General features: G+C 67.6%; 23 protein-coding genes and 1 tRNA gene. 14 read left to right on the forward strand and 10 right to left on the reverse strand.

Annotated elements, in window-relative coordinates:
• Positions 1 to 36: 36 nt before the first annotated feature.
• The 7 genes from ABE454_RS15530 to flgF form a co-directional block, all read right to left on the reverse strand.
• Positions 37 to 564 carry a hypothetical protein gene (locus ABE454_RS15530; RefSeq protein WP_346533011.1) on the reverse strand — a complete coding sequence of 176 codons (528 nt, stop codon included), beginning with the start codon at positions 562 to 564 and terminating at the stop codon, positions 37 to 39.
• 8 nt (positions 565 to 572) lie between these two features.
• On the reverse strand, positions 573 to 1088 hold the full coding sequence (locus tag ABE454_RS15535) for a hypothetical protein (RefSeq protein ID WP_346533012.1): 516 nt from the start codon (positions 1086 to 1088) through the stop codon (positions 573 to 575).
• 37 nt (positions 1089 to 1125) lie between these two features.
• Positions 1126 to 1593 (reverse strand): hypothetical protein, encoded by a 468-nt coding sequence (locus ABE454_RS15540; RefSeq protein WP_346533013.1) that lies wholly within the window; start codon positions 1591 to 1593, stop codon positions 1126 to 1128.
• A 123-nt stretch (positions 1594 to 1716) separates the two neighbouring features.
• Positions 1717 to 2442 (reverse strand): flagellar basal body L-ring protein FlgH, encoded by a 726-nt coding sequence (flgH, locus tag ABE454_RS15545; protein ID WP_346533014.1) that lies wholly within the window; start codon positions 2440 to 2442, stop codon positions 1717 to 1719.
• Between the two features lie 14 nt (positions 2443 to 2456).
• Complete coding sequence (flgA, locus tag ABE454_RS15550) at positions 2457 to 3233, reverse strand: flagellar basal body P-ring formation chaperone FlgA (RefSeq protein WP_346533015.1); 777 nt, start codon at positions 3231 to 3233, stop codon at positions 2457 to 2459.
• A 16-nt stretch (positions 3234 to 3249) separates the two neighbouring features.
• Positions 3250 to 4038, reverse strand: a complete 789-nt coding sequence (gene flgG / locus ABE454_RS15555; protein WP_346533016.1) for a flagellar basal-body rod protein FlgG — start codon at positions 4036 to 4038, stop codon at positions 3250 to 3252.
• 14 nt (positions 4039 to 4052) lie between these two features.
• Positions 4053 to 4790, reverse strand: a complete 738-nt coding sequence (gene flgF / locus ABE454_RS15560) for a flagellar basal-body rod protein FlgF (protein ID WP_346533017.1) — start codon at positions 4788 to 4790, stop codon at positions 4053 to 4055.
• A 180-nt stretch (positions 4791 to 4970) separates the two neighbouring features.
• On the opposite strand from flgF, the gene ABE454_RS15565 reads away from it, so the two are divergent.
• The 10 genes from ABE454_RS15565 to ABE454_RS15610 all read left to right on the forward strand — a co-directional run bounded on the left by ABE454_RS15565 (position 4971) and on the right by ABE454_RS15610 (position 14446).
• Positions 4971 to 5633 (forward strand): flagellar basal body-associated FliL family protein, encoded by a 663-nt coding sequence (locus tag ABE454_RS15565; RefSeq protein WP_346533018.1) that lies wholly within the window; start codon positions 4971 to 4973, stop codon positions 5631 to 5633.
• Between the two features lie 2 nt (positions 5634 to 5635).
• Positions 5636 to 6706, forward strand: a complete 1071-nt coding sequence (gene fliM / locus ABE454_RS15570; protein ID WP_346533019.1) for a flagellar motor switch protein FliM — start codon at positions 5636 to 5638, stop codon at positions 6704 to 6706.
• Between the two features lies 1 nt (position 6707).
• Complete coding sequence (locus ABE454_RS15575; RefSeq protein ID WP_346533020.1) at positions 6708 to 7316, forward strand: DUF6468 domain-containing protein; 609 nt, start codon at positions 6708 to 6710, stop codon at positions 7314 to 7316.
• Positions 7317 to 7422: 106 nt separating this feature from the next.
• Positions 7423 to 8307 (forward strand): MotE family protein, encoded by an 885-nt coding sequence (locus tag ABE454_RS15580; RefSeq protein ID WP_346533021.1) that lies wholly within the window; start codon positions 7423 to 7425, stop codon positions 8305 to 8307.
• 66 nt (positions 8308 to 8373) lie between these two features.
• The gene (locus ABE454_RS15585; protein WP_346533022.1) at positions 8374 to 8613 is read left to right on the forward strand and encodes a DUF3297 family protein; all 240 of its coding nucleotides are present in this window, start codon (positions 8374 to 8376) and stop codon (positions 8611 to 8613) included.
• 86 nt (positions 8614 to 8699) lie between these two features.
• Positions 8700 to 10127 carry a M20/M25/M40 family metallo-hydrolase gene (locus ABE454_RS15590; RefSeq protein ID WP_346533023.1) on the forward strand — a complete coding sequence of 476 codons (1428 nt, stop codon included), beginning with the start codon at positions 8700 to 8702 and terminating at the stop codon, positions 10125 to 10127.
• A 10-nt stretch (positions 10128 to 10137) separates the two neighbouring features.
• Positions 10138 to 10222: transfer RNA gene (locus tag ABE454_RS15595), tRNA-Leu, on the forward strand.
• A 586-nt stretch (positions 10223 to 10808) separates the two neighbouring features.
• A complete protein-coding gene (locus ABE454_RS15600; RefSeq protein ID WP_346533024.1) occupies positions 10809 to 12506 on the forward strand; it encodes a sodium:solute symporter family protein in 1698 nt (565 codons plus the stop codon).
• Between the two features lie 16 nt (positions 12507 to 12522).
• Complete coding sequence (locus ABE454_RS15605) at positions 12523 to 12654, forward strand: putative transporter small subunit (RefSeq protein WP_346533025.1); 132 nt, start codon at positions 12523 to 12525, stop codon at positions 12652 to 12654.
• Positions 12655 to 12748: 94 nt separating this feature from the next.
• Positions 12749 to 14446 (forward strand): alkaline phosphatase family protein, encoded by a 1698-nt coding sequence (locus ABE454_RS15610; RefSeq protein ID WP_346533026.1) that lies wholly within the window; start codon positions 12749 to 12751, stop codon positions 14444 to 14446.
• A gap of 2 nt (positions 14447 to 14448) precedes the next feature.
• Here ABE454_RS15610 and ABE454_RS15615 read toward each other — a convergent pair whose 3' ends face one another.
• On the reverse strand, positions 14449 to 15249 hold the full coding sequence (locus tag ABE454_RS15615) for a CatB-related O-acetyltransferase (protein ID WP_346533027.1): 801 nt from the start codon (positions 15247 to 15249) through the stop codon (positions 14449 to 14451).
• Positions 15250 to 15477: 228 nt separating this feature from the next.
• Here ABE454_RS15615 and pyk point away from each other — a divergent pair, with 228 nt between their 5' ends.
• From pyk to ABE454_RS15630, 3 genes are all read left to right on the forward strand, one after another.
• Positions 15478 to 16944, forward strand: coding sequence for a pyruvate kinase (pyk, locus tag ABE454_RS15620; protein ID WP_346533028.1), 1467 nt, complete (start codon positions 15478 to 15480; stop codon positions 16942 to 16944).
• A 9-nt stretch (positions 16945 to 16953) separates the two neighbouring features.
• On the forward strand, positions 16954 to 17994 hold the full coding sequence (locus tag ABE454_RS15625) for a DNA adenine methylase (protein WP_346533029.1): 1041 nt from the start codon (positions 16954 to 16956) through the stop codon (positions 17992 to 17994).
• A 111-nt stretch (positions 17995 to 18105) separates the two neighbouring features.
• A complete protein-coding gene (locus tag ABE454_RS15630) occupies positions 18106 to 18255 on the forward strand; it encodes a hypothetical protein (protein ID WP_346533030.1) in 150 nt (49 codons plus the stop codon).
• Positions 18256 to 18264: 9 nt separating this feature from the next.
• Here the strand turns inward: ABE454_RS15630 and ABE454_RS15635 are convergent, their stop codons facing one another.
• Positions 18265 to 18915, reverse strand: a complete 651-nt coding sequence (locus ABE454_RS15635; RefSeq protein ID WP_430826546.1) for a ribonuclease HII — start codon at positions 18913 to 18915, stop codon at positions 18265 to 18267.
• 142 nt (positions 18916 to 19057) lie between these two features.
• Between ABE454_RS15635 and ABE454_RS15640 the strand changes: the two genes are divergently transcribed.
• Complete coding sequence (locus tag ABE454_RS15640; protein WP_346533031.1) at positions 19058 to 19489, forward strand: hypothetical protein; 432 nt, start codon at positions 19058 to 19060, stop codon at positions 19487 to 19489.
• 26 nt (positions 19490 to 19515) lie between these two features.
• On the opposite strand, the gene ABE454_RS15645 is transcribed toward ABE454_RS15640, so the two are convergent.
• Entirely contained in the window at positions 19516 to 19944 is a 429-nt protein-coding gene (locus ABE454_RS15645; RefSeq protein ID WP_346533032.1) for a hypothetical protein, read from the reverse strand.
• Positions 19945 to 20056 lie beyond the last annotated feature (112 nt).

Genomic DNA, 20056 nt, shown 5'->3' on the forward strand with positions numbered 1-20056 from the left:
GGGAGGGGAGCGGACGGGGCCGCTGCGGTCAAGCCTTCAACGGCACAGGTCGAGGAAACGCGCGGCGCGTTTTTCCGAGCCGGGCTGGGCGGCCATGGTCAGGCGCTGGTCGCCCTGCAGCACCGCCAGCCAACCGAGGCTGCGGAAGCGTTGGAACACCGGGTCGGCGCTGGGCGCGGTGGCGACCAGATAGGCGCCGTCGTGCATGTCGGCCTCTTCGACGCGGGCCGGATAGGTTTCGACGGTGCCGCCCGATTCCACGGTGATGGCGCGGGCGGGCGTCCGGTCGGCGATCAGGGACAGGGCGACCTTGCCCGACCCCTTGGTGCACATGAGGCTGAGAGGCACGTCGTCCGACTCGGCCATGCCGTAGGACAGGCGCGGCTCGTCCGGGTCATCGTTCAGGAACCAGTCGTAGCCGGCGACGGGGCGCGGCGATGCGGCGCCGCTCGCCGTCAGGGCGGCGTGCGGGGCGTTTGTCGGGGCGCAGGCGCTGAGGGCGACCATGCAGGCGACGGCCGCAGCAGAGGCCGCCAGCGCGGCGGGCCGGGGAAAGGGGCGCATGGGGGTTCTCATCCGGTGCACAGTTCGGCGAAACGGCGCAGCTTGGGCAGATTCGCCCGATCAATCTCGACCGACGGCGTCTGGTCGCCGATGGCCAGCGTCAGCCGTCCCGTGGCCAGAAAGGCGGCGAAGACCGGGTGGTCGGCGCGCAGGGCCGTCTCCAGCCGCCCGCGCCTCGCGCGCGTCTCCACCTCGGCCGAGGCGGCGCCGGAACGGACGGCGGCGAAGCCGTCGGCGCCCGGCGATTCATGCAGGGTCAGGCGGGCGATGCTGGACCCCGGCGTGCACTCCAGCGTGGTGCGCAGGCGCGGCGTGTCGGGAATCTCATTGGCCAGCACCAGAGGGCCGTCGCCGCTGTAGAGGGTCCAGGTCCAGCCTTCGGACGGGCGCCGGGGCGCGGCCGGACCGGGTGTAGACTGTGCGCCCTGCGGTCGTTCGACCGGAGCCTGCGCCCCGTCCTGAGGCGCCGCCTGAACGACCAGGGCGAACATCGCGGCCTGGGCCAGGCCAAGCATTGAGGTCATGTTTCAGCCCCCGCTGATGAAGACGGTCGGACTGTGATCAGGCCCGCCCCGAAGCGCAATAGCCAAGAAAGCCCTGAATCAGCCGCTGCTCGTCGCGGGTGGCGGTCAGGCGGCGCTCGCCCGCCTCGGTCAGGACCGGCATCCGGCCGTCGCGGGCCAGACCGGTCAGGGCGGCGTCGTCCAGCGACAGACGGGCCTCAAAGGCTTCGCCGCCCGACAGGGGATCGACGGGATCGGGGGCCAGCGACGCCTGTTGCAGGGTCGCGCTGCGCGGCTGGATATCGCCATAGACGACAGCGGCGCCTTCGCCCGGCATGCAGGTCAGCATCAGGGCCAGATGGTCCGAATCCGGCGCGCCATAGGCAAGCTTGGCCAGCGGGCCTTCGCGCAGAACGTGCCAGCCCGCAGCCTGCGCCTCGGCCGGTTGCGGGGCGCGCGTCATGGCCTGACCCGCGACGGCGGCCAGGGCCAGGACGGCCAGAACAGGAAAGGCGGCGTTCCGCATGAAAGACAACTCGCGTTCGACGGATCAAACGCGGGTCGCCTGTTAACGGTTCACGGCTCAGCTGGACGGCGCGCGATTCCGTGATGCGGCGATACCGGAATCACACGGTTTGTTGAACGCGGGTCAGAAGGGGCTGAAGCGCTCGACCAGCGATTGACCGGCGGGGGCGGCCTGCATCCGGCTGATGTCGCCGCGCCCGCCATAGCTGATGCGCGCCTCGGCGATCTGGCTGTGGCGGATGGTGTTGGCGCTGGAGATGTCTTCGGGCCGCACGATGCCCGCCACGGTCAGCTCGCGCACCTCGCGGTTGGTGCGCACTTCCTGCCGCCCCTGGATGACCATGTTGCCGTTGGGCATGACGGCGGTGACGACGGCGGCGACGGTGACGTTCACCCGCTCCGAGCGGTTCACGCTGCCCGAGCCGTTAGCGTTCACGGCCCCTTCCATGCCGACCATCTTGGACGGGTCGAAGCCGCCGGGGAAGGCGCGGCCCAGGCTGTTCTCCAGCCCGAAGAAGTTGTTCACCCCGGTCGAGGCGCTGTTGGTGCGGTTGCGCTGGGTGGTGTTCTGGGTCTGGGCGCGGTCGTTGATGTCGATGGAGACGGTCAGGATGTCGCCGACGCGGCGCGCCCGCTGGTCGCCGAAGAAGCTGCGCGCGCCGGTGCGCCACAGGCTGTTGGCGCTGGCTGCGGTCGGTTCGGGCAGATAGGCCTGCTCGATCGGGGTCAGGGCGGCCGGATAGCCGATGGGCGCCAGCTGCGGCCCTTTCACCGCCTCGATGGCGGTGGAGCAGGCGGTCAGGCCGAAGGCGGTCAGCGAGAGGGCGGCGACGAGGGGCAGGGTGCGCATGATGGTTTCCTCGCTCAACGGGCGGCGAACTGTTGCGGGTTCTGGCGGGCGATGCGGGCGGCGGGACCGGCGACGGCCCGGCCGGGGGCTACGGCCACGGCGTCGATGGTGCGGTTGGACTGGACGTTCAGGATCGGCACGGCCTCGCCCGCCGAGGCGTTGCGGGTCGCCTTGCCGGTGACGGTCAGCTCGACCCCGTCGTTGATATAGGCGACCTCGACCATGTCGTTGCGGGCGATGACCTGAGGCGAGGCCAGGTCGCGCTGGGCCACCGGCGATCCGGCGCGCAGGGCGCGCTTGGCCTGAAGTCCGATGACGGCCTCGGCGTCCTGGGGGGCGCCTGCGGGGGCCAGATGCGACTGGACCCGCGACCAGATGACGTCCTCGGGCTGGACCACTTCGCCGGCGGCCAGACTGCGGGCGTAGGTCAGGACCTCAACGCCCGCGGCTGCGCTGGCGCCGACGCTGGCGGCGGCGGGGCGGGCCGAGGCCTCGGCCGGAAGGGCGGCGCCGCCCTCGCGCACGACGATGCGACGCAGGCCCGCCGGATTGCTCCACTCCAGCCCGGCGCGGCGCGCGGCCAGCTGAACCTGAGACGCCTCCAGCACGGCGGTCGCCCCGACGCGGCGGCCGACCACGACGTTGGCCGCAGCCCCCGCGTCATCGAACAGTTCGCCCAGGGTGATGCGGCCGTCATCGTCGACCGGATCGGGCAGCAGATTGACCGGCCCCGCGACCGCAGGGGCGGCGAAGGCGGCGACGGCGGCGGCGAGGATCAGTGCGCGCTTCATGGCTTAAGGCCTTTCCCTAGCTCTTCAACTGGGTCGAGACGGACAGCATTTCGTCGGCGGTGGTGATGACCTTGGAGTTCATCTCATAGGCGCGCTGGGCCACGATCAGGGCGGTGATCTCGCTGACCGCGTCCACGTTCGACGCCTCCGTATAGTGTTGCAGCAGGGTGCCGTAGCCGACCTCGCCCGGCGCCCCGACCGTGGCCGGACCCGAGGCCGCCGTCTCCAGCAGCAGATTGTCGCCGATGGCTTCCAGCCCTGCCTCATTGAAGAAGGTGGCCAGTTCCAGCTGGCCCACGACCTGCGGTTCGGGCTGCCCCTCGGTCTTCACCTGAACCTGACCGGACTTGGAGATGGTGACGTCGACCATGTCCTGCGGAATGGCGATGGCGGGTTCGACCGCATAGCCGTCGTCCGTCACCAGCTGGCCTTCGCCGTTGACGGTGAAGTTGCCCGCGCGGGTATAGGCCAACTCGCCCGAGGGCAGGGTGATCTGGAAGTAGCCTTTGCCCTGAATGGCCAGGTCGTAGATGTTGCCGGTGCGGTTGGGGCTGCCCTGGTCGGTGATGCGATAGACGCTGCCCGCCTTGACGCCCGAGCCGATCTGGATGCCGGTCGGCACGACGGTGCCCTGCGTCGAGGACTGTGCGCCCATGCGTTCGACGTTCTGGTACAGCAGGTCCTGGAACTCGGCCCGCTGACGCTTGAAGCCGACCGTGTTCATGTTGGCGATGTTGTTGGAGATGACCTCCACGTTCAACTGCTGGGCGGCCATGCCGGTGGCGGCGGTGCGAAGCGCGCGCATGTCTCAGCTCTCCCTTACGAAACCCGGCCCAGCCGCTCGACGGAGCGGCGTGACAGGTCGTTGGCGTTTTCGATCATCTTGGTGACGCGCTCATAGGCGCGGCTGATCTCGATGAGGTTGGTGATTTCCACGAGGGTGTTGACGTTCGACCCTTCCAGCATCCCCTGACGGATCTGGGCGTCGGTCGCGTCCAGCGGCTGGGCGTTGGAGGCGTTGCGGTAAAGGCCGTCGCCGGACTTCTGCAGCGCCGACAGGGCGTCGAAGCGCACCACGGTCAGGCGGCCGACCGGCTGGCCTTCCTGGCTGATGGTGCCGTCGTGGGCGACGCTGGCAGGGCCGCGCTGCGGGTCCAGAACGATCTCGGCGCCGTCGGCCAGCACCGGCAGGCCCTGCTTGGTCGTCAGGCGGCCTTCGGGATCGGTGACGAAGGCGCCGTCGCGGGTATAGGCGGGGCCGCCCGGCGTCTGCACGGTGAAGAAGGCGCCTTCGCCCTCGATGGCGAAATCCAGGTCGCGGCCGGTCTGCTTCAGCGAGCCTTGTCCGAAATCGCGGCCCACGCCCTTGTCCAGCACGAAGCTGGCCGAGGGACGGATGTTGTCGTTGCGGGCGCGCTGGCCGACCTCGGTCCCGACCATCAGCTGCTCGACCTTGAAGCCGGTGGTGTCGGCGTTGGCGACGTTATTGGCCACGATGTCCAGCTCGCGGCGAAGCGTCATCTGGCGCGACAGTCCGATATAGGCGGCGTTTTCCACGGGCAGGCTCCTTTCGCCGTCTTGCGTCGCAACGGCCGTGCCAACAGGGTTAACGCCCGTGGAATGGGGGTTTGAACGGTTTTCGACGGTTCGGCGCCCGGCAGGATTTGCCGATCGTAAACGCCTCATTAACCAAAACTGGCCCACACCCGGCAGGGTAAGGATCGGGGCGGCCTGCGGATGCTGAAACTCAAGCTGGGCAAGAAGAAGAGCGAAGCGCCCACGGGCGACGACGCGAACCTGCCCGCCGCGAGCGAGGCTGCTCCCGGCGCCGAGGGCGAAGGCGACGCCGCCGAGGCTCCGGCCAAAAAGAAGATCCCTCTGCTGTTCATCATCATCCCGGCGGCGCTGGTCGTGCTGGGCGGGGGCGGGGCGACCGCCTTCCTGATGATGAAGCCCAAGCCCGCCGAGGCGTCGGGCGGCCACGCGGCCCCGGCCAAGGACGAGAAGAAGGCCAAGAAGGAAGGCGGCGGTCACGGCGGCGGCAAGGAGGGCGAGGCGGCCCCCGGCGCGGGCAAGATCGCGGCCGGTCCGGACGGCGTGACCTTCTACACCCTGCCCGACATGATCGTGAACATTCAGTCGGCGGACGGGCGCCCGACCTATCTGAAGCTGCGCCTGACGCTGGAGATGAAGGACGCTTCGGTGGCCTCGCACCTTGAGGCCGAGGCGCCGCGGATGCAGGACATGTTCCAGAGCTTCCTGCGCGAACTGCGGCCCGAGGATCTGGCCGGTTCGGCCGGGTCGTATCAGCTGCGCGCCGAAATCCTGCGCCGGGTCAATCTGATCGCGGCGCCGGGCAAGGTGGACGCCGTGCTGATCGAAGAAATGCTGGTGCAGTAGTCATGACTGACGCGCTGGCGCCCGAGAACGAACTGGACCCCTTCGGCGGCGACGCCGATCTGGGGGCTGATCTGGGCGCGGCCCTGTCCGAACGGGTGCTGAATCAGGACGAGATCGACAGCCTGCTGGGCTTCGACATGGGCGGCGGCGCCGATGATGAGCGCAGCGGCATCCGCGCCATCATCAACTCGGCCCTGGTGTCCTATGAGCGTCTGCCGATGCTCGAGATCGTCTTCGACCGCCTTGTGCGGCTGATGACGACGTCCTTGCGCAACTTCACCTCCGACAACGTCGAGGTCAGCCTCGACACCATCAGCTCGATCCGTTTCGGCGACTATCTGAACTCCATCCCCCTGCCGGCCATTCTGGCGGTGTTCCGGGCCGAGGAGCTGGACAACTACGGCCTGCTGACGGTTGATTCCAACCTGATCTATTCGATCGTCGACGTGCTGCTGGGCGGACGTCGCGGCACGGCGGCCCTGCGGATCGAGGGGCGGCCCTACACCACCATCGAGCGGGTGCTGGTGCAGCGCATGGTCGAGGTCATCCTGAACGATGCGCGTCAGGCGTTCGAGCCGCTGACCCCCGTCCACTTCAATCTGGACCGGCTGGAGACGAACCCGCGCTTCGCCGCCATCGCGCGCCCGGCCAATGCCGCCATTCTGGTCAAGCTGCGCATCGACATGGAAGATCGCGGCGGTCGGGTCGAACTGCTGCTGCCCTATTCGACGCTGGAGCCGATCCGCAAGATGCTGCTGCAGCAGTTCATGGGCGAGAAGTTCGGCCGCGACAACATCTGGGAAGGCCACCTGGCCACCGAACTCTGGACCACGGAAACCGAGGTGCGCTGCGTGCTGGACGAGCAGCAGATGCCCCTGTCCAGGGTGCTGGACCTGAAGGTCGGCGACACCCTGATGCTGAACGTCACGCCTGAATCCGACGTCTCGGTGCGGGCGGGCTCCATCGCCCTGACGACCGGCAAGATGGGCCGCAAGGGCCAGCACATCGCCGTCCGCGTCGAAGGCCCCATCAGCACCGACGCCGCCGCCCGCCTCGCCAGGGAGAACAGCTGACATGACCGGCATCATCCTCGACTCCATCCTCATGCTGCTGCTGGTCGCGGCCATCGGCTACGGCATCAAGCTGGAGCGCAAGCTGAAGACGCTGCGTGAGGGCCAGCTGGCCTTCGCCGCCGCCGTGACCGAGCTGAACAGCGCCGCCGGACGCGCCGAACAGGCGCTGGCCACCCTGCGCGCCTCGGGGCAGGAGACGGACCTGCTGCACGACCGCATCATCAAGGCCCGTGCGGTGAAACAGGAGCTGGAGGTGCTGATCGCCCGCGCTCCCGCCCGCCCGGCCGACAGCCGCATCGAAACGCGCGAAGACGAGCGCCGCGCCGCCGCCCGCGCCCCGGTCGAGACGGACATGGCGGTCGAGCCTGAACCCGTCCGCACCTCTTCGGTCGCCCCCCTGCTGGACGATGAAGCCCGCGCGCGTCGCATGGCTTCGCTGATGGAGCGCATCGAAGGCGCCCGCGCGGTCATGAAGGCGCCGTCGCCCAAGCCTGCGCCCGCGCCGGAACGCGCTTCGCCGGTGATGCAGGCTCTGGCCGCTAACCATGCTGCGCAACAGAGCCTAAACCGCGCCCGCCGTAGTCTGGACGACGACCTGTTCGCTGCTTGATGTTTTTAAGCGCCCCTATGCCTGACGCGCGGCGTCAGGCGACTTGAGGGGGCGAAGTGTTTTCCTGCCCGGCGCCTGGCGCCAAACCGTTCGCTGAGTTTGACCGATGAGCAAGCTGCCCCGCCTTCTGCCCCTGATCGCCATCGCCATCGGCGGCGTCGTGGCCGTGCGCGCTGCGGGCGTGGCGCCGGACCTTTTTCAGGGCGCGACCGCATGGGCGCAGGAAGCCGCCGTCAAGGAAGGCGAGGGGGCCAAGCCTGAGCCCAGACCCGCCGCCGTCTGCGCCCTGACGCCGGAACAACTGGCCCAGCAGGCGGGCATTTCTCCGGCTGAACTGCGCATCATCCAGTCCCTGTCCAAGCGCCGCGACGCGCTGGACGCCCGCGACGCCGACTTCGCCACCACCCTGCCGCTGATGGTCGCCGCCGAGCAGAAGCTGGACGCCAAGCTGCAGGCGCTGGAGGCGCTGAAGGGCGAAATCGGCGCCCTGGTCGGTCAGGTCGACGAGAAGGAAAAGGCCGAGGCCGATCGTCTGGTCGCCGTCTATTCCGCCATGCGGCCCAAGGAGGCGGCGGCCGTTTTCGCCACTCTGGACGACAGCGTGCGCCTGCCGGTCGCCTCGGCCATGCGCCCCCGCACGCTGGCCGCCATCATGGCCCAGATGCAGCCCGCCGCCGCCCGCGAACTGACCGAAAAACTGGCCAAACGCTTCCAGGCCCAGCAATACGCCGCCCGCGCCGCCGCCGTGGCCTCGCCTTCGGCCGAGGCGGCGCCCGCGCCGACGCCCGCCGCCCAACCGGCCGCCGCTCCTGCGCCCGCCCCGGCCCGCGCCGCCCAGGCGACGGCTCCGCGCCGCGCCCCGACCCCCGCCGCGCGCCCTGCGGCCCAGCCCGCCGCCAAGGCGCCGACGGCGACTGCTGAAAGCGGCCCGCGCCCCTATGCGGCGGCGACGACGGGCGCTGCGGCTGCGCCGCGCCAGTCGGTGCAATAGGCGACGGTTGTCGCATCGGCCTTGCGCGGCTATTCAGCCCGCTTCGATTTTTCGCGAGACCTTCTTATGTCCGACGCCCTGCCTGACCGCCTTTCGGTCGATCCCGACAGCCCCTTCCACGACGCCGAACTGCTGGCGCGCGGCGTGGGCATCCGCTTCAAGGGCGAGGAAAAGACCAACGTCGAGGAATATTGCGTCTCGGAAGGCTGGGTCCGTCTGGCCGTCGGCAACCGCGTCGACCGTCGCGGCAAGGCCCTGACCGTCAAGCTGCAAGGCCTGGTCGAGCCCTTCATCAAGGGCGAGTGATTTCCGCCTGGCGGCGAAGCTGAGGCTTTCGGTCGCAGTCTTCGCCCGCTAGGGTCCGCGCCTGTCATTGAGTCTGGGAGGCGCTCTTGTCGTTCAATATCCGTCTGATGGCCGCCAGCGCTGTGGCGCTCGGCCTTGTCGCTACGCCGGTCATGGCGCAGGACGCCCGCACCATCCGTGCCGCCGAACAGGTGCGCGATCAGGCGCTTAAGGGCAATATCGCCCTCGACTACGTCACCCAGATCACCACCCGCTTCGGCCCGCGTCCGGCGGGTTCGCGCGCCGAGCAGGAGGCCGCCGCCTGGGCCGCGGACTATATGCGCGCCCACGGGTTCCAGAACGTCCGCATCGAGCAGTTCCCCCTGATCGGCTGGGAGCGGGGCGAGGAAAGCGCCGAGATTCTGGGCGCCCGTCCGCAGAAGCTGGTCGTGGCGGCGCTGGGCCACTCCATCCCCACGCCCGCTCAGGGCATTGAGGCCGAAATCGTCTTCTTCGACGGTCTGGACGCCCTGCTGGCCGCGCCCGCCGGGTCGCTGAACGGCAAGATCGCCCTGGTCGACGGCGGCCAGATGGTGCGGATGCAGGACGGCTCGGGTTATGGCCCGCTGTCGCGTCTGCGCGGCATGGGGCCGGTCGAGGCCGCCAAGCGCGGCGCCGTGGCCTTCGTCATGCGCTCGGCCGGGTCGGACGAACACCGGATGCCGCACACCGGCACCACCCGCTATGTCGAGGGCAAGGTGCCGCTGCCCGCCTTTGCGCTCAGCGCGCCGGACGCCGATCAGGTGGCCCGTCTGGTCGGCATGGGCGAGACGGTGCGCCTGCGCCTGAAGTCCACCGCCCACACCTATGAGACGACCAGCCAGAACGTCATCGGCGATGTCGTCGGCGCCTCGCGCCCGAACGAGATCATCGTGCTGGGCTCGCACATGGACAGCTGGGATCTGGGCACCGGCGCCATCGACGACGCGGCGGGCGGCGCCATCACCCTGGCGGCGGCCAAGCTGATCGCCGAACAGGGCCGCCCGGCCCGCACCGTGCGCGTGGTCCTTTATGGCTCTGAAGAGGTCGCACAGCCGACCGACCACGGCAACGGCGGCGGCGCCTATGTGCGCGGCGTCGGCGCGGCGGTCGAACAGCATATCATCGCCGGCGAGAGCGACTTCGGCGCCGACCGCATCTATGCGCTGGGCCTGCCGCCCGGATCGCAGGGGACGGACTTCGCCCGCATCGCCGAGCGCGTCCTGCGTCCGCTGGGCGTCCTGCCGGGCGAGCCGGAACTGTATGGCGGCGTCGACATCGGCCCGCTGGCCAAGGTCGGGGTGCCTGTGTTCGGCCTGCGTCAGGACGGCACGCGCTATTTCGACCTGCACCACACCGCTGACGATACGCTGGACAAGATCGACCCGGCTCAGATGACCCAGAATGTCGCCGCCTGGGCGGCTCTGGTGCGCCTGATCGCCGATTCAGATGTAGACTTCCGGGCCGCCCGTGCGGCACAGGAGGCGAAGCGCTGAGGTGCGCGCTGCGAGCGTGGCGGAACTGGTAGACGCAAGCGACTTAAAATCGCTCGACTTCGGTCGTGCGGGTTCGATTCCCGCCGCTCGCACCATCATCGGCCGGTTCTGATCCGGTCATCCCCCGAGGGCTGTCGGCCCTTGAGGCGGCTTCAGCGCCTGCGTTTCCGAACGCAGGCGTTTTGTCGTTTCGGGCCATGCGTCGTCGGGCGTTGAGGGCGGTTCGCGCATGGCGCGATATGTGATGACGATGAATGCAGTTTTTAGCGCCTGCCCATTTCTTTGTCTGAAATGAGAAAGCCTTGCCTATGCAGTATAGGTCAGTTTCAGACGGTCTTCAGTTCATTTTGTTTTTGTGTCAGTTCGTCGTTGGCAGTCTTCGGTTGAATCTCTGAAGGTTGGCGAGATTCGGCCTGATTTCTGTCAAGTCTGTCGCGGTGCACAAAAACTTTATCTCAGCCTTGCCGTTGATGTATTAGGCTGCGTCTTCGTGGCTTGAGGGGTTGAGCCGCTGGCGCGTTCGACGCGCCGTTCATTGCGCCGGGCGTTTCTGTCGGGCGCGTACGCAACCGTGACATCCCGTCTGCCTGCGCCCTGCGGCGCGGCGGCGTCTTTGCGGCTGCGCGGATGGCGGGCCGGGGGCTCGCCTGATGGCAAGAAGAGACAGGAGCGCAGGCGCGCGTGGACGACGTACAACTTCAACAATTGGGCGGGCCGCTGACGATCGGCCTGCTGGTGCTGTTTTTCGGCCTGACCATGCTGATCTCGCTGCGGATCAGTCGACGCAAGGAAAACGCCGACGCCTATATGACCGCCGGGAACGGCATCGGTCTGGGCGTCTCGGCCGCCTCGATGACGGCGACCTGGATCTGGGCGGCGTCGATGTATGCGTCCGCCACCTCGGGCTATGTCTACGGCATATCGGGGCCGATCCACTATGGGCTGTGGGGGGCGCTGATGATCCTGTTCATCTACCCCTACGGCCGCCGCATCCGCGCCGTGGCGCCGCGCGCCCATACGCTGGCCGAGGTCATGTACGCCCGGCACGGCCGCTCCAGCCAGCTGATGCTGGCGGGCTCCAATGTTCTGGGCAGCGTCATCAGCCTGACGTCCAACTTCATCGCCGGGGGCGCCCTGATCTCCATGCTGTCGCCGTTCAGCTTCAGCCAGGGCATCGTCGTCATCGCGGGCGGGGTGCTGCTGTATACGCTGTGGTCGGGGTTCCGGGCCTCGGTGCTGACCGACTTCATCCAGGTGTGCGCCATGCTGGGCGCCGTGGTGGTGGTCATTCCGGCCATCTTCTTCGCCATGGGCGGACCCAGCGTCTTTGTCGAGGGCGCGTCCAATCTGACGCCGCAGCAGACCAGCTTCTTCTCGTCCGACGCCTTTCTGAATCAGGGAGCGCCCTATATCGCCGCCGTCCTGGCCTACGCCATCGGCAACCAGACCATCGCCCAGCGCCTGTTCGCCGTGCGTGAGGATCTGATCAAGCCGACCTTCATCACCGCCACGGTCGGCTATGGCGCCACCATCATCGGCATCGGCATGCTGGGCGTCGTGGCCCTGTACGCCGGGATCAATCCGATGGAGGGCGACCTCAACAACCTGATCCCGCAACTGGCCGGAACCTATTTCGGGCCGGTGCTGCTGAGCGTCTTCTTCATCATGATCATCGGCTCGCTGGCCTCGACGGCGGATTCCGACCTGTCGGCCCTGTCGTCGATCATGATGGCCGACATCTATGGCCGGGCGCGCGGCAAGAAGGCCGATCCGCGTCTGATGCTGACTGTCGGCCGCGCGACCATGGTCATCGCCACCGGCGCGGCCCTCTATTTCGCCGGGGCGCGGATGAACATCCTGGACCTGCTGGTGCTGGTCGGCGCCATCTGGGGTGCGCTGGTCTTCCCCGTCATCGCCAGCTTCTATTGGGAGAAGGTGACCAACAAGGCCTTCACCGTCTCGGTGCTGGCGGCGCTGGTCTTCTTCTTCCCGGTGCGGTTCGGCTGGATCCCGATGGACGGGGCGGTCGGCTATGTCTTCGACGTCATCGCCGTGGTCGGGGTGGGCGTGGTCGCCGGCCTGATGACCTTCGGCTTCTTCGGCGCGCGCGTGGCGCGGATCGTCGGCGTGATCGCGGCCCTGGCCGTCGCGCCCTTCGGCATCGGCTTCCTGCATGACTACGCCGTGCTCAGCGGTTCACTGATCGCCTATGCCGTCAGCACCGTGGTCTGCACCGCCATGTCCATGTCCAATCAGGACGGCTTCGACTTCTCGCGCATCGCCCGCATGACCGGCGACTTCGATGTGGAGGAGGACGCCGCGCCCGCGCCTGCGCGAACCGCCGCGCCGGCCGACCAACCCCTTCCGCAATCCCGATAACCAAGGAGAGATCGCCATGACCGCGTTCTGGCTGACCGCCTATGTCCTGATGTGGCCCGTCATCGTGGCCGCAGTGCTGGCCTTCATCGCCCGCGCCTTCTTCCGCGAGTGGCTGGACGCGCACCGGCGCGGCGAGCCGATGATCTGAGGACGCACCATATTTTTCATGGTCAAGCTGTCTTGGCCGCGTCACACGCCCGGCGTAGGTGTTTGACGACCTTCTGCTTTGATTGGTGTTCGTGATGATCCGCAGCCGTCTTCTCGCCTCCGCCCTCGGCCTTACGCTGGGCCTCGTCGCGATCGCCAGCGGCGCACAGGCGAGCGAGGCGGCGGCGCCCGTCGCGGCCCCCGCAACGCCGCAGGCCGACAGGGCGGCGCCGGCCCTGATCGTCACCATCGTGGTGGATCAGCTCAGCGCCAATCTGTTCAACCAGTACCGCAGCCAGTTCACCGGCGGGATGAAGACCCTGGCCGATCAGGGCATGGTGTCGATCAACGGTTATCAGACCCACGGCGTGACCGTGACCTGCGCGGGCCACTCGACCGTCCTGACCGGCGCCCACCCGGCCCGCAGCGGCATCCCCGCCAACGACTGGATCGACACCACGACCGGCAAGACCACCTATTGTCTGGCCGCCCCGCAGAACACGCTGGCGCACGGCAAGAACACCGACAACGGCCCGGTCGGCCCCGGCAATCTGGCCGTGTCGACGCTGGGCGACTGGCTGAAGTCGGTCAGCCCCGACAGCCGCGTCTATGGCGTGTCGGGCAAGGATCGCGGCGCCATCAACCTGGCCGGACACAAGGCGGACGGCGCCTATTGGCTGACCGACGGTTTCGGCTTCACCACCTATGTCGAGCCGGGCCAGTCGGCGCAGGCGCGTCTGGCGCCCGTGGCGGCGGCGAATGCGCGCCTGATCGACCGCTTCAGCCGCGGCATGCCCAGCTGGACCTATACGAACGGGGGCTGCCGCCGTCTGGAAGGCCGTTGGACCATCGGCGGCCAGACCTTCGATTCAAAGCTGCCGCCTGTGGGCGATCGCTTCGACAACTCGCCGGTGCTGGATGAGCTGACGCTGGAGGGCGCGGTCGAATTGCTGGAGACGCAGCAGCTGGGCCGTCGCGGCGTCACCGACATGCTGGGCGTCAGCCTGTCGGGCACCGACCGCATCGGCCACGCCTTCGGCACCCAGGGGCCCGAGATGTGCGAACAGATGCTGCGTCTGGACGCGGCGCTGGGCGCCTTCCTGGACCGGCTGTCGACCATTCCGGGCGGCGTGATCGTGGCGCTGACGGCCGACCATGGCGGCTCCGACTTCCCCGAGCGTTCGGCGCTTGAGGGTTATCCCGCCGCCGGTCGCGTGGACGCCGCCCTGCAACCGCGCGTCAACGCCGCGCTGAAGGCCCGCTTTGGTCTGGACGCCGATCCGGTGGTGTCCTCGGCGGGGGGCTTCGTCATCGTCGACAAGGACCGCAAGTCGCTGGCCGAGCCGCTGCGTTCGCAGGTTCTGGCCGCCGCGATCGAACTGCTGAACGCCGAGCCGCAGGTGGCGCTGGCGGTGTCGCGCGACGAACTTCTGGCCGAACCTCTGCCCGCCTCGGACCACCCGGAGGAGCTGACGGTGCGCGAGCGCCTGCGCCTGTCCGCGGTCGGCGGCCGCGCGCCGGACATCATGCGCGCCTGGCAGCCGGGCCTGACGGGGCAGGGCCGCATCGGCGGCGCCATCTCCAGCCACGGTTCGCCCTGGGATTACGACCGCCGCGTGCCGATCATCTTCTGGTGGCCGGGCGCGCAAGGCCAAGAGCGCTTCCTGCCGATGCGCACCATCGACATCGCCCCCACGCTGGCCAATCTGATCGGCGTCCAGCCGGACGGCCCCATCGACGGCCGCTGCATGGACCTGCCCCAGTTCGCCAAGGGGCGTTGCGAGACGCGTTAAGCTTAGCGTTTGATGGGAGCGATTCCGTCTGGCCCGACGCGCACAGTCGCGGGCTGGTGAGGCTGGATGCTCCCGTCTTCAACCGAGCGGGTCAGCAGGTCGAGAAAACGCTCCGGCTGGTTTAACGGCAGGCGAGTCAGGTCACGGGCGCTGTAAAGCCACCACTGGCTGTTAAGCAGTCTTTGGATGATTTCTGGGCTGTGACGCCAACCGATGACGGTCGCGGGATTGCCACCTACGATGGCGTAAGGCGGCACATCCTTGGTCACGACGCTGCTGGCGGCGACGATGCAACCTGCGCCCAGGGTTACGCCCATGCTCAGCGTGACATCACGGCCGATCCAGACATCGTGTCCGATGATAGGGTAGGACTTCACGCCGATTGGCGAGAATTCGAAGGCTCTCAATGCGCCATCGTCCACGTGCCCGCGAACGATATCGTTATGGGGCCGAAAGGCGATGATGGAGGTTGTCACCCAGTCGATCGGATGGGTGGAATCCAGAACGGTCAAGCCTGTCGATATTGAACAGTAGCGCCCCACCCGCATGGCTTCATGCAGTGCGGAATAGGAATAGCTGTGCATTCCCATGGCGCACAGCCCTGACGAGGCGTCCCCGCCGATGGAGGGCGTATAGGGGCCTTTATAGAAGACGCAGGGCCCCTCAATCTCGAACGTGTTGGAAACGCGGATGTCGGAGCCGGCGCGCGCCCAACCATAGGTCTCTGACGGGGGCGGCGTATTCTGGCACAGCATCACCCCTGCGTTGTAGAGATGGTTCAGGCCTTCTGGGGTTACGCGCATGGAACTCTTTACTCAGTCTGTGTCTGCGCATTCTTACAAGCCTGGAAAGGCTTCGCCATCTGCACATCCTGCTATTTTGAACGGAAGCAACGTATTTCAACCGCATAAACTCGTGTTTCGACGCGGTGCGACGGCCTTACGCCTTCTGCGTTTCCTTGGCACAAGGTCCTGAGAAACGCCTCTGAGGGGAGGCGTCAGGCCGTCAGAGCCGCAAGAGGAAACCCGTTCATGCAAAGAGCCCGCCGCGCGCGCATTGTCGCGACACTCGGACCCGCCAGCCGCGCGCCGGGCACGGTCAAGGCGCTGGCGCAGGCCGGGGTGGATGTCTTTCGCCTGAACTTCAGCCATGGCTCGCACGACGACCACGCCGCCGCCCTGAAGGCCGTACGCGGGGCCGAGATGGCGCTGAAGCGGCCGCTGGGCGTGCTGGCCGATCTGCAGGGGCCCAAGCTGCGGCTGGGCCGCTTCGCCGATGTCGAGATCGAGGTGAAGCCGGGTCACCGGATGCGCTTCGACCTGAACCCGGCGCTGGGCGACGCGACGCGGGTGCAGATGCCGCATCCGGAAATCTTCAAGGCCCTGCGCCCGGGAATGCTGCTGCTGTTGGATGACGGTCGGGTGCGGCTGCGCGTGGGCGAGCGCACCGACGAATGGTGCGACGTCACTGTCGAGAGCGGCTCGAAACTGTCGGACCGCAAGGGGGTGGCGGTGCCCGAAGCCGTCATTCCGGTGTCGGCCCTGACGCCCAAGGACCGCGAGGATCTGGCCTTTGCCCTTCGCCTCGGCGTCGACTGGGTGGCCCTCAGCTTCGTGCAGAAGGCCGAGGACATGGCCGAGCTGAAGCGCATCGTGAACGGTCAGGCCGCCTGTCTGGCCAAGATCGAAAAGCCGCAGGCTCTGAACGACCTTGAGAGCATCCTCGATTACTGCGACGGCGTCATGGTCGCGCGCGGCGATCTGGGGGTCGAGATGGACCCGGAGGAAGTGCCGGTCGCCCAGAAGAAGATCCTGCGCGCCGCCCGCCAGCGCGGCGTGCCCGCCATCGTCGCCACCCAGATGCTGGAATCCATGACCAGCGCCCCGGCCCCGACCCGCGCCGAGGCGTCCGACGTGGCCAACGCCGTCTATGAGGGCGCCGACGCCCTGATGCTGTCGGCCGAGACGGCGGCGGGCGCCTATCCGCTGGAAGCCGTCACCATCATGAACCGCATCATGGAGCGGGTGGAGCGCGACCCCCTGTGGCCCGGTCTGATGGACGCCGAACACGCGGGCATGGACATCGACGACGTGGATGCTCTGGTCGCGGCGGCGCGCAAGGCGGCCGAGGCGTCCTCGACCGCCTGTATGGTGGTGTTCACGACGCTGGGCGGCACGGCGCGGCGCATGTCGCGCGAGCGGCCGTTGCAGCCGGTTCTGGCCCTGACGCCAAAGCCCGAGACGGCGCGGCGTCTGGCTCTGGTCTGGGGGCTGGAGCCGCGTCTGGGCGACCAGCCGACCTCGCTGGAAAGTCTGACCGATGATGCGGTCGAGGCGGCCATGCTCTATGGTCTGGCCGAGCCGGGCCAGCGCGTGCTGATCCTGGCCGGAACGCCCTTCGGCGCGCCGGGCGCGGCGAATCTGTTGCGTCTGGCCCATGCTCCGGCCCATGCTGAGGGCCGCAACAAAACCGGGGCGAAGCGCGCCCGCAGGACCTGACAGGACCGAATGATCAAATACATCGGCTCAAAGCGTGCGCTTCTGGGCCATGTCATGGGCGCGGTGCAGGCGACGCGGCCGCAGGGCGGGACGGTCTGCGACCTGTTCTCGGGCACCGCGCGCGTGGGCCATGCGCTGAAGCGCGCGGGCTATCGCGTCTGGTCCAATGATCACAACGCCTATGCCCATGCGCTGGCGGCGGCCTACGTCCAGGCCGACCGCGAGGTCTGGGCGGACAAGGCCGAGGCGGTGCTGGCCGAACTGCGCGCCCTGACGCCCGCGCCGGGCTGGTTCACCCGCACCTATTGCGAGGAAGCCCGCTTCTTCCACCCCGACAACGGCGCCCGCATCGACGCCATGCGCGAACGCATCGAGGTCATGGGGCTGGAGCCTGAACTGAAGGCTGTCGTTCTGGTCGCCCTGATGGAGGCGGCCGACAGGGTGGACTCCACGGCGGGCCTGCAGATGGCCTTCATGAAGCAGTGGGCGCCGCGGGCGCTGAAGCCGCTGGAGCTGCGTTTGCCGGACCTGCTGCCCGGCGTGGCGGCGGGGCCGTGCCTCGCCACGCGCGGCGACGCCGTCGAGATCGCGGCCGAGGTTGAGGCCGACCTCGTCTATCTGGACCCGCCCTATAATCAGCACTCCTACCTCGGCAACTATCACTGCTGGGAAAGTCTGGTGCTGTGGGACAAGCCGGAGACCTATGGCGTGGCGCGCAAGCGGGTGGATGTGAAGACCCGCAAGTCCGCCTTCAACAGCCGCCCCGGCATCGGCCCGGCCCTGCAGACCGTCATCGAGCGGCTGAAGGCCCCGAACCTGATCGTCAGCTTCAATGACGAAGGCTATCTGAGCCGCGAAGACCTGACGGCCATGCTGGCGGCGCGCGGCCATGTGCAGGTGGTCGAGATCCCGCACCCCCGCTACGTCGGCGCCCGCATCGGCATCCACAATCTGAAGGGGCAGAAGGTCGGTTCGGTCGGACGGCTCAGGAACGTGGAATATCTTTTCGTGGTTACGGAACAGCCCGTCGAACTGCCGGTCGCCGCCTGACGGGAACGAAAATCATGCGTTCGCCGTTTCATCGGTATGCGTACGCTTTCCAGTGTCCCTGATCCCGCCGCCCGTTTCGGAGCCCGTGATCACGCTTCCCCCGCAGAAGCGTTGCGTCCCGCCCGCCCGGCGGCGCGCGACGACCGCAACCCCTCCCGACTGGGGCGCGGAAAGGGTCTGGACGGCTGGACCATCCTGCTGATCGCCGCCATCGTCGCCGGCCTTGTCGGCATGCTGGTCGGGGGCGTGCTCTCGGTCTGAACCTGAAGGTCAGGCGGCGTCCAGCAGCGCCTTGATCGGCGCCCAGCTGCGCCGATGCGCAGGGCAGGGTCCCAGCGTCTGCAACGCCTTCTGATGAACCGGCGCATTATAGCCCTTGTGGCCCGCAAAGCCGTAGCCCGGATAGACAGAGTCCATCTCGATCATCACCCGGTCCCGCGCTGTCTTGGCCAGGATCGACGCCGCCGCGATCGACAGCGACCGGCTGTCGCCCTTGACCACGGGCGTCACGGCGCAGGGCAGCTTGAAGCGATAATTGCCGTCCACCAGCGCATGCACCGGCGGATGGCCCAGCGCCTCGACCGCCCGGCGCATGGCCAGACCGGTGGCGTGCAGGATGTTCAGTTCGTCGATCTCCTCGACCGAGGCGAAGCCGACGCCCCAGGCCAAAGCCCGCGCCTTGATGATCGGCTCCAGCGCCGCGCGGCGCTTTTCCGTCAACGCTTTGGAGTCGTCGATGCCCGGCGGCAGATCATCCGCATTCAGGATCACCGCCCCCGCCGACACCGGCCCCGCCCAAGGCCCGCGCCCGGCCTCATCCACGCCGCAGATCAGACCGCCCCAGGTCGCGCCCGCCTCAAGCTCCAGCATCAGGGTGGGGAAGGGGCGGTCGGGTTGGGCGGAGGTTTTTAGCGCAGGCATCGCGCGTCAGTGCCACGAACCGAGGCATGGGGGAAGGCGACCGTCTGGTTCAGTTGTGGTGCGAGAACCGGCCGTGTCGAATGTCAGCTAAGGGGGGAAGGCGGACATTGCGTTCGCACCCAACCGGGTGCAGGAATCGAGCATGCAAGTTCAACCCGAAGAATACGAGGCATTGAGGGGCTGGCTCTCGCATATGGTGCGATTGATGGTGCCTGACGTGGTGCCGGGTTCCGACATCGATCCGATTGTCGTGCTCGACCGCTTTGCAGAAACCTCCCCCGCGAAAGCGCGAGAGGGCCTGTCTATGGCGATAGGCGACATTGTGGAGATGACCAGCAACTGGCCCCTCGATAAAATCCTAGAAGTTGATCGCCAACTTTCGGAAGCTGAACTACCTTCGCTTTCCGCTGTTTGTGCGAAGTTCAGCAAGGCCGTTGCAAAGATTGTCCGCAAGGGCGTCATCGCAAACGACGCTGAGTTCTATCTGGTGCGCAACGCGGCTGAAATGACCGGTGATCATCAGCAGGTTCTCTTGAACTTGGTTGCGGCCTACGAAGGCAAGGCGGTCGGCTAACGTCCGCAATGGGTGGATAGAGGACTCTATTCGCTTTCTCGTCTGATGAGCTCAGCGTTCAAGGTCGGGCTTCCATCCGCTCCGTTCGGGATAATCTCCCCGGTTACGAAGACGCGACCGCTGACGAACCCGTCGATCTGATAGGCGGGGTTCGCAGGTAGCTCGCTGATGATACGGTGATACTCCTCTTCCACCGCATCAGTGGCGTTACGGTATCCAATCTCCCCGGCGCAGCCCGTCTGCTTCAGCTTTGCTCCGCACTCTATGCAGATGCTGCCGTTGTAAGCATCCAGCGTCGCGACACCTTCGACCCGGTCGCCGACCTGCAAGGTCCGACATTGCCCCTCCGCCAGTGTAATCGTGCGAGGCCCGCAACCCGCCAGCATGAACGCGGCAAACAGGATCGTTGCTCTAATCATTCGGACGACGGTCGCACTGGCGGCCAGTGTCTGCAACGGGTCGTGAAGCGAAGTTCGCTTAAAGGGGGGAAGCTGTAGCCTCCGTGTTGTTATGGAAGCTAGTCTAAGTCGTTACGTTGGAGGATGGCCGACGCTGATCGATCTAAGT

The sequence above is a fragment of the Brevundimonas diminuta genome (genome assembly GCF_039673845.1).
Classification (GTDB): Bacteria; Pseudomonadota; Alphaproteobacteria; order Caulobacterales; family Caulobacteraceae; genus Brevundimonas; species Brevundimonas diminuta_E.

What these genes read in the sequence shown, in the direction of transcription:
- ABE454_RS15530 (WP_346533011.1), bottom strand. Translation starts at nt 564, where the DNA reads ATGCGCCCCTTTCCCCGGCCCGCCGCGCTGGCGGCCTCTGCTGCGGCC.
- ABE454_RS15535 (WP_346533012.1), bottom strand. Translation starts at nt 1,088, where the DNA reads ATGACCTCAATGCTTGGCCTGGCCCAGGCCGCGATGTTCGCCCTGGTC.
- ABE454_RS15540 (WP_346533013.1), bottom strand. Translation starts at nt 1,593, where the DNA reads ATGCGGAACGCCGCCTTTCCTGTTCTGGCCGTCCTGGCCCTGGCCGCC.
- flgH (WP_346533014.1), bottom strand. Translation starts at nt 2,442, where the DNA reads ATGCGCACCCTGCCCCTCGTCGCCGCCCTCTCGCTGACCGCCTTCGGC.
- flgA (WP_346533015.1), bottom strand. Translation starts at nt 3,233, where the DNA reads ATGAAGCGCGCACTGATCCTCGCCGCCGCCGTCGCCGCCTTCGCCGCC.
- flgG (WP_346533016.1), bottom strand. Translation starts at nt 4,038, where the DNA reads ATGCGCGCGCTTCGCACCGCCGCCACCGGCATGGCCGCCCAGCAGTTG.
- ABE454_RS15565 (WP_346533018.1), top strand. Translation starts at nt 4,971, where the DNA reads ATGCTGAAACTCAAGCTGGGCAAGAAGAAGAGCGAAGCGCCCACGGGC.
- fliM (WP_346533019.1), top strand. Translation starts at nt 5,636, where the DNA reads ATGACTGACGCGCTGGCGCCCGAGAACGAACTGGACCCCTTCGGCGGC.
- ABE454_RS15575 (WP_346533020.1), top strand. Translation starts at nt 6,708, where the DNA reads ATGACCGGCATCATCCTCGACTCCATCCTCATGCTGCTGCTGGTCGCG.
- ABE454_RS15580 (WP_346533021.1), top strand. Translation starts at nt 7,423, where the DNA reads ATGAGCAAGCTGCCCCGCCTTCTGCCCCTGATCGCCATCGCCATCGGC.
- ABE454_RS15585 (WP_346533022.1), top strand. Translation starts at nt 8,374, where the DNA reads ATGTCCGACGCCCTGCCTGACCGCCTTTCGGTCGATCCCGACAGCCCC.
- ABE454_RS15605 (WP_346533025.1), top strand. Translation starts at nt 12,523, where the DNA reads ATGACCGCGTTCTGGCTGACCGCCTATGTCCTGATGTGGCCCGTCATC.
- ABE454_RS15610 (WP_346533026.1), top strand. Translation starts at nt 12,749, where the DNA reads ATGATCCGCAGCCGTCTTCTCGCCTCCGCCCTCGGCCTTACGCTGGGC.
- ABE454_RS15615 (WP_346533027.1), bottom strand. Translation starts at nt 15,249, where the DNA reads ATGCGCGTAACCCCAGAAGGCCTGAACCATCTCTACAACGCAGGGGTG.
- pyk (WP_346533028.1), top strand. Translation starts at nt 15,478, where the DNA reads ATGCAAAGAGCCCGCCGCGCGCGCATTGTCGCGACACTCGGACCCGCC.
- ABE454_RS15625 (WP_346533029.1), top strand. Translation starts at nt 16,954, where the DNA reads ATGATCAAATACATCGGCTCAAAGCGTGCGCTTCTGGGCCATGTCATG.
- ABE454_RS15635 (WP_430826546.1), bottom strand. Translation starts at nt 18,915, where the DNA reads ATGCCTGCGCTAAAAACCTCCGCCCAACCCGACCGCCCCTTCCCCACC.
- ABE454_RS15640 (WP_346533031.1), top strand. Translation starts at nt 19,058, where the DNA reads ATGCAAGTTCAACCCGAAGAATACGAGGCATTGAGGGGCTGGCTCTCG.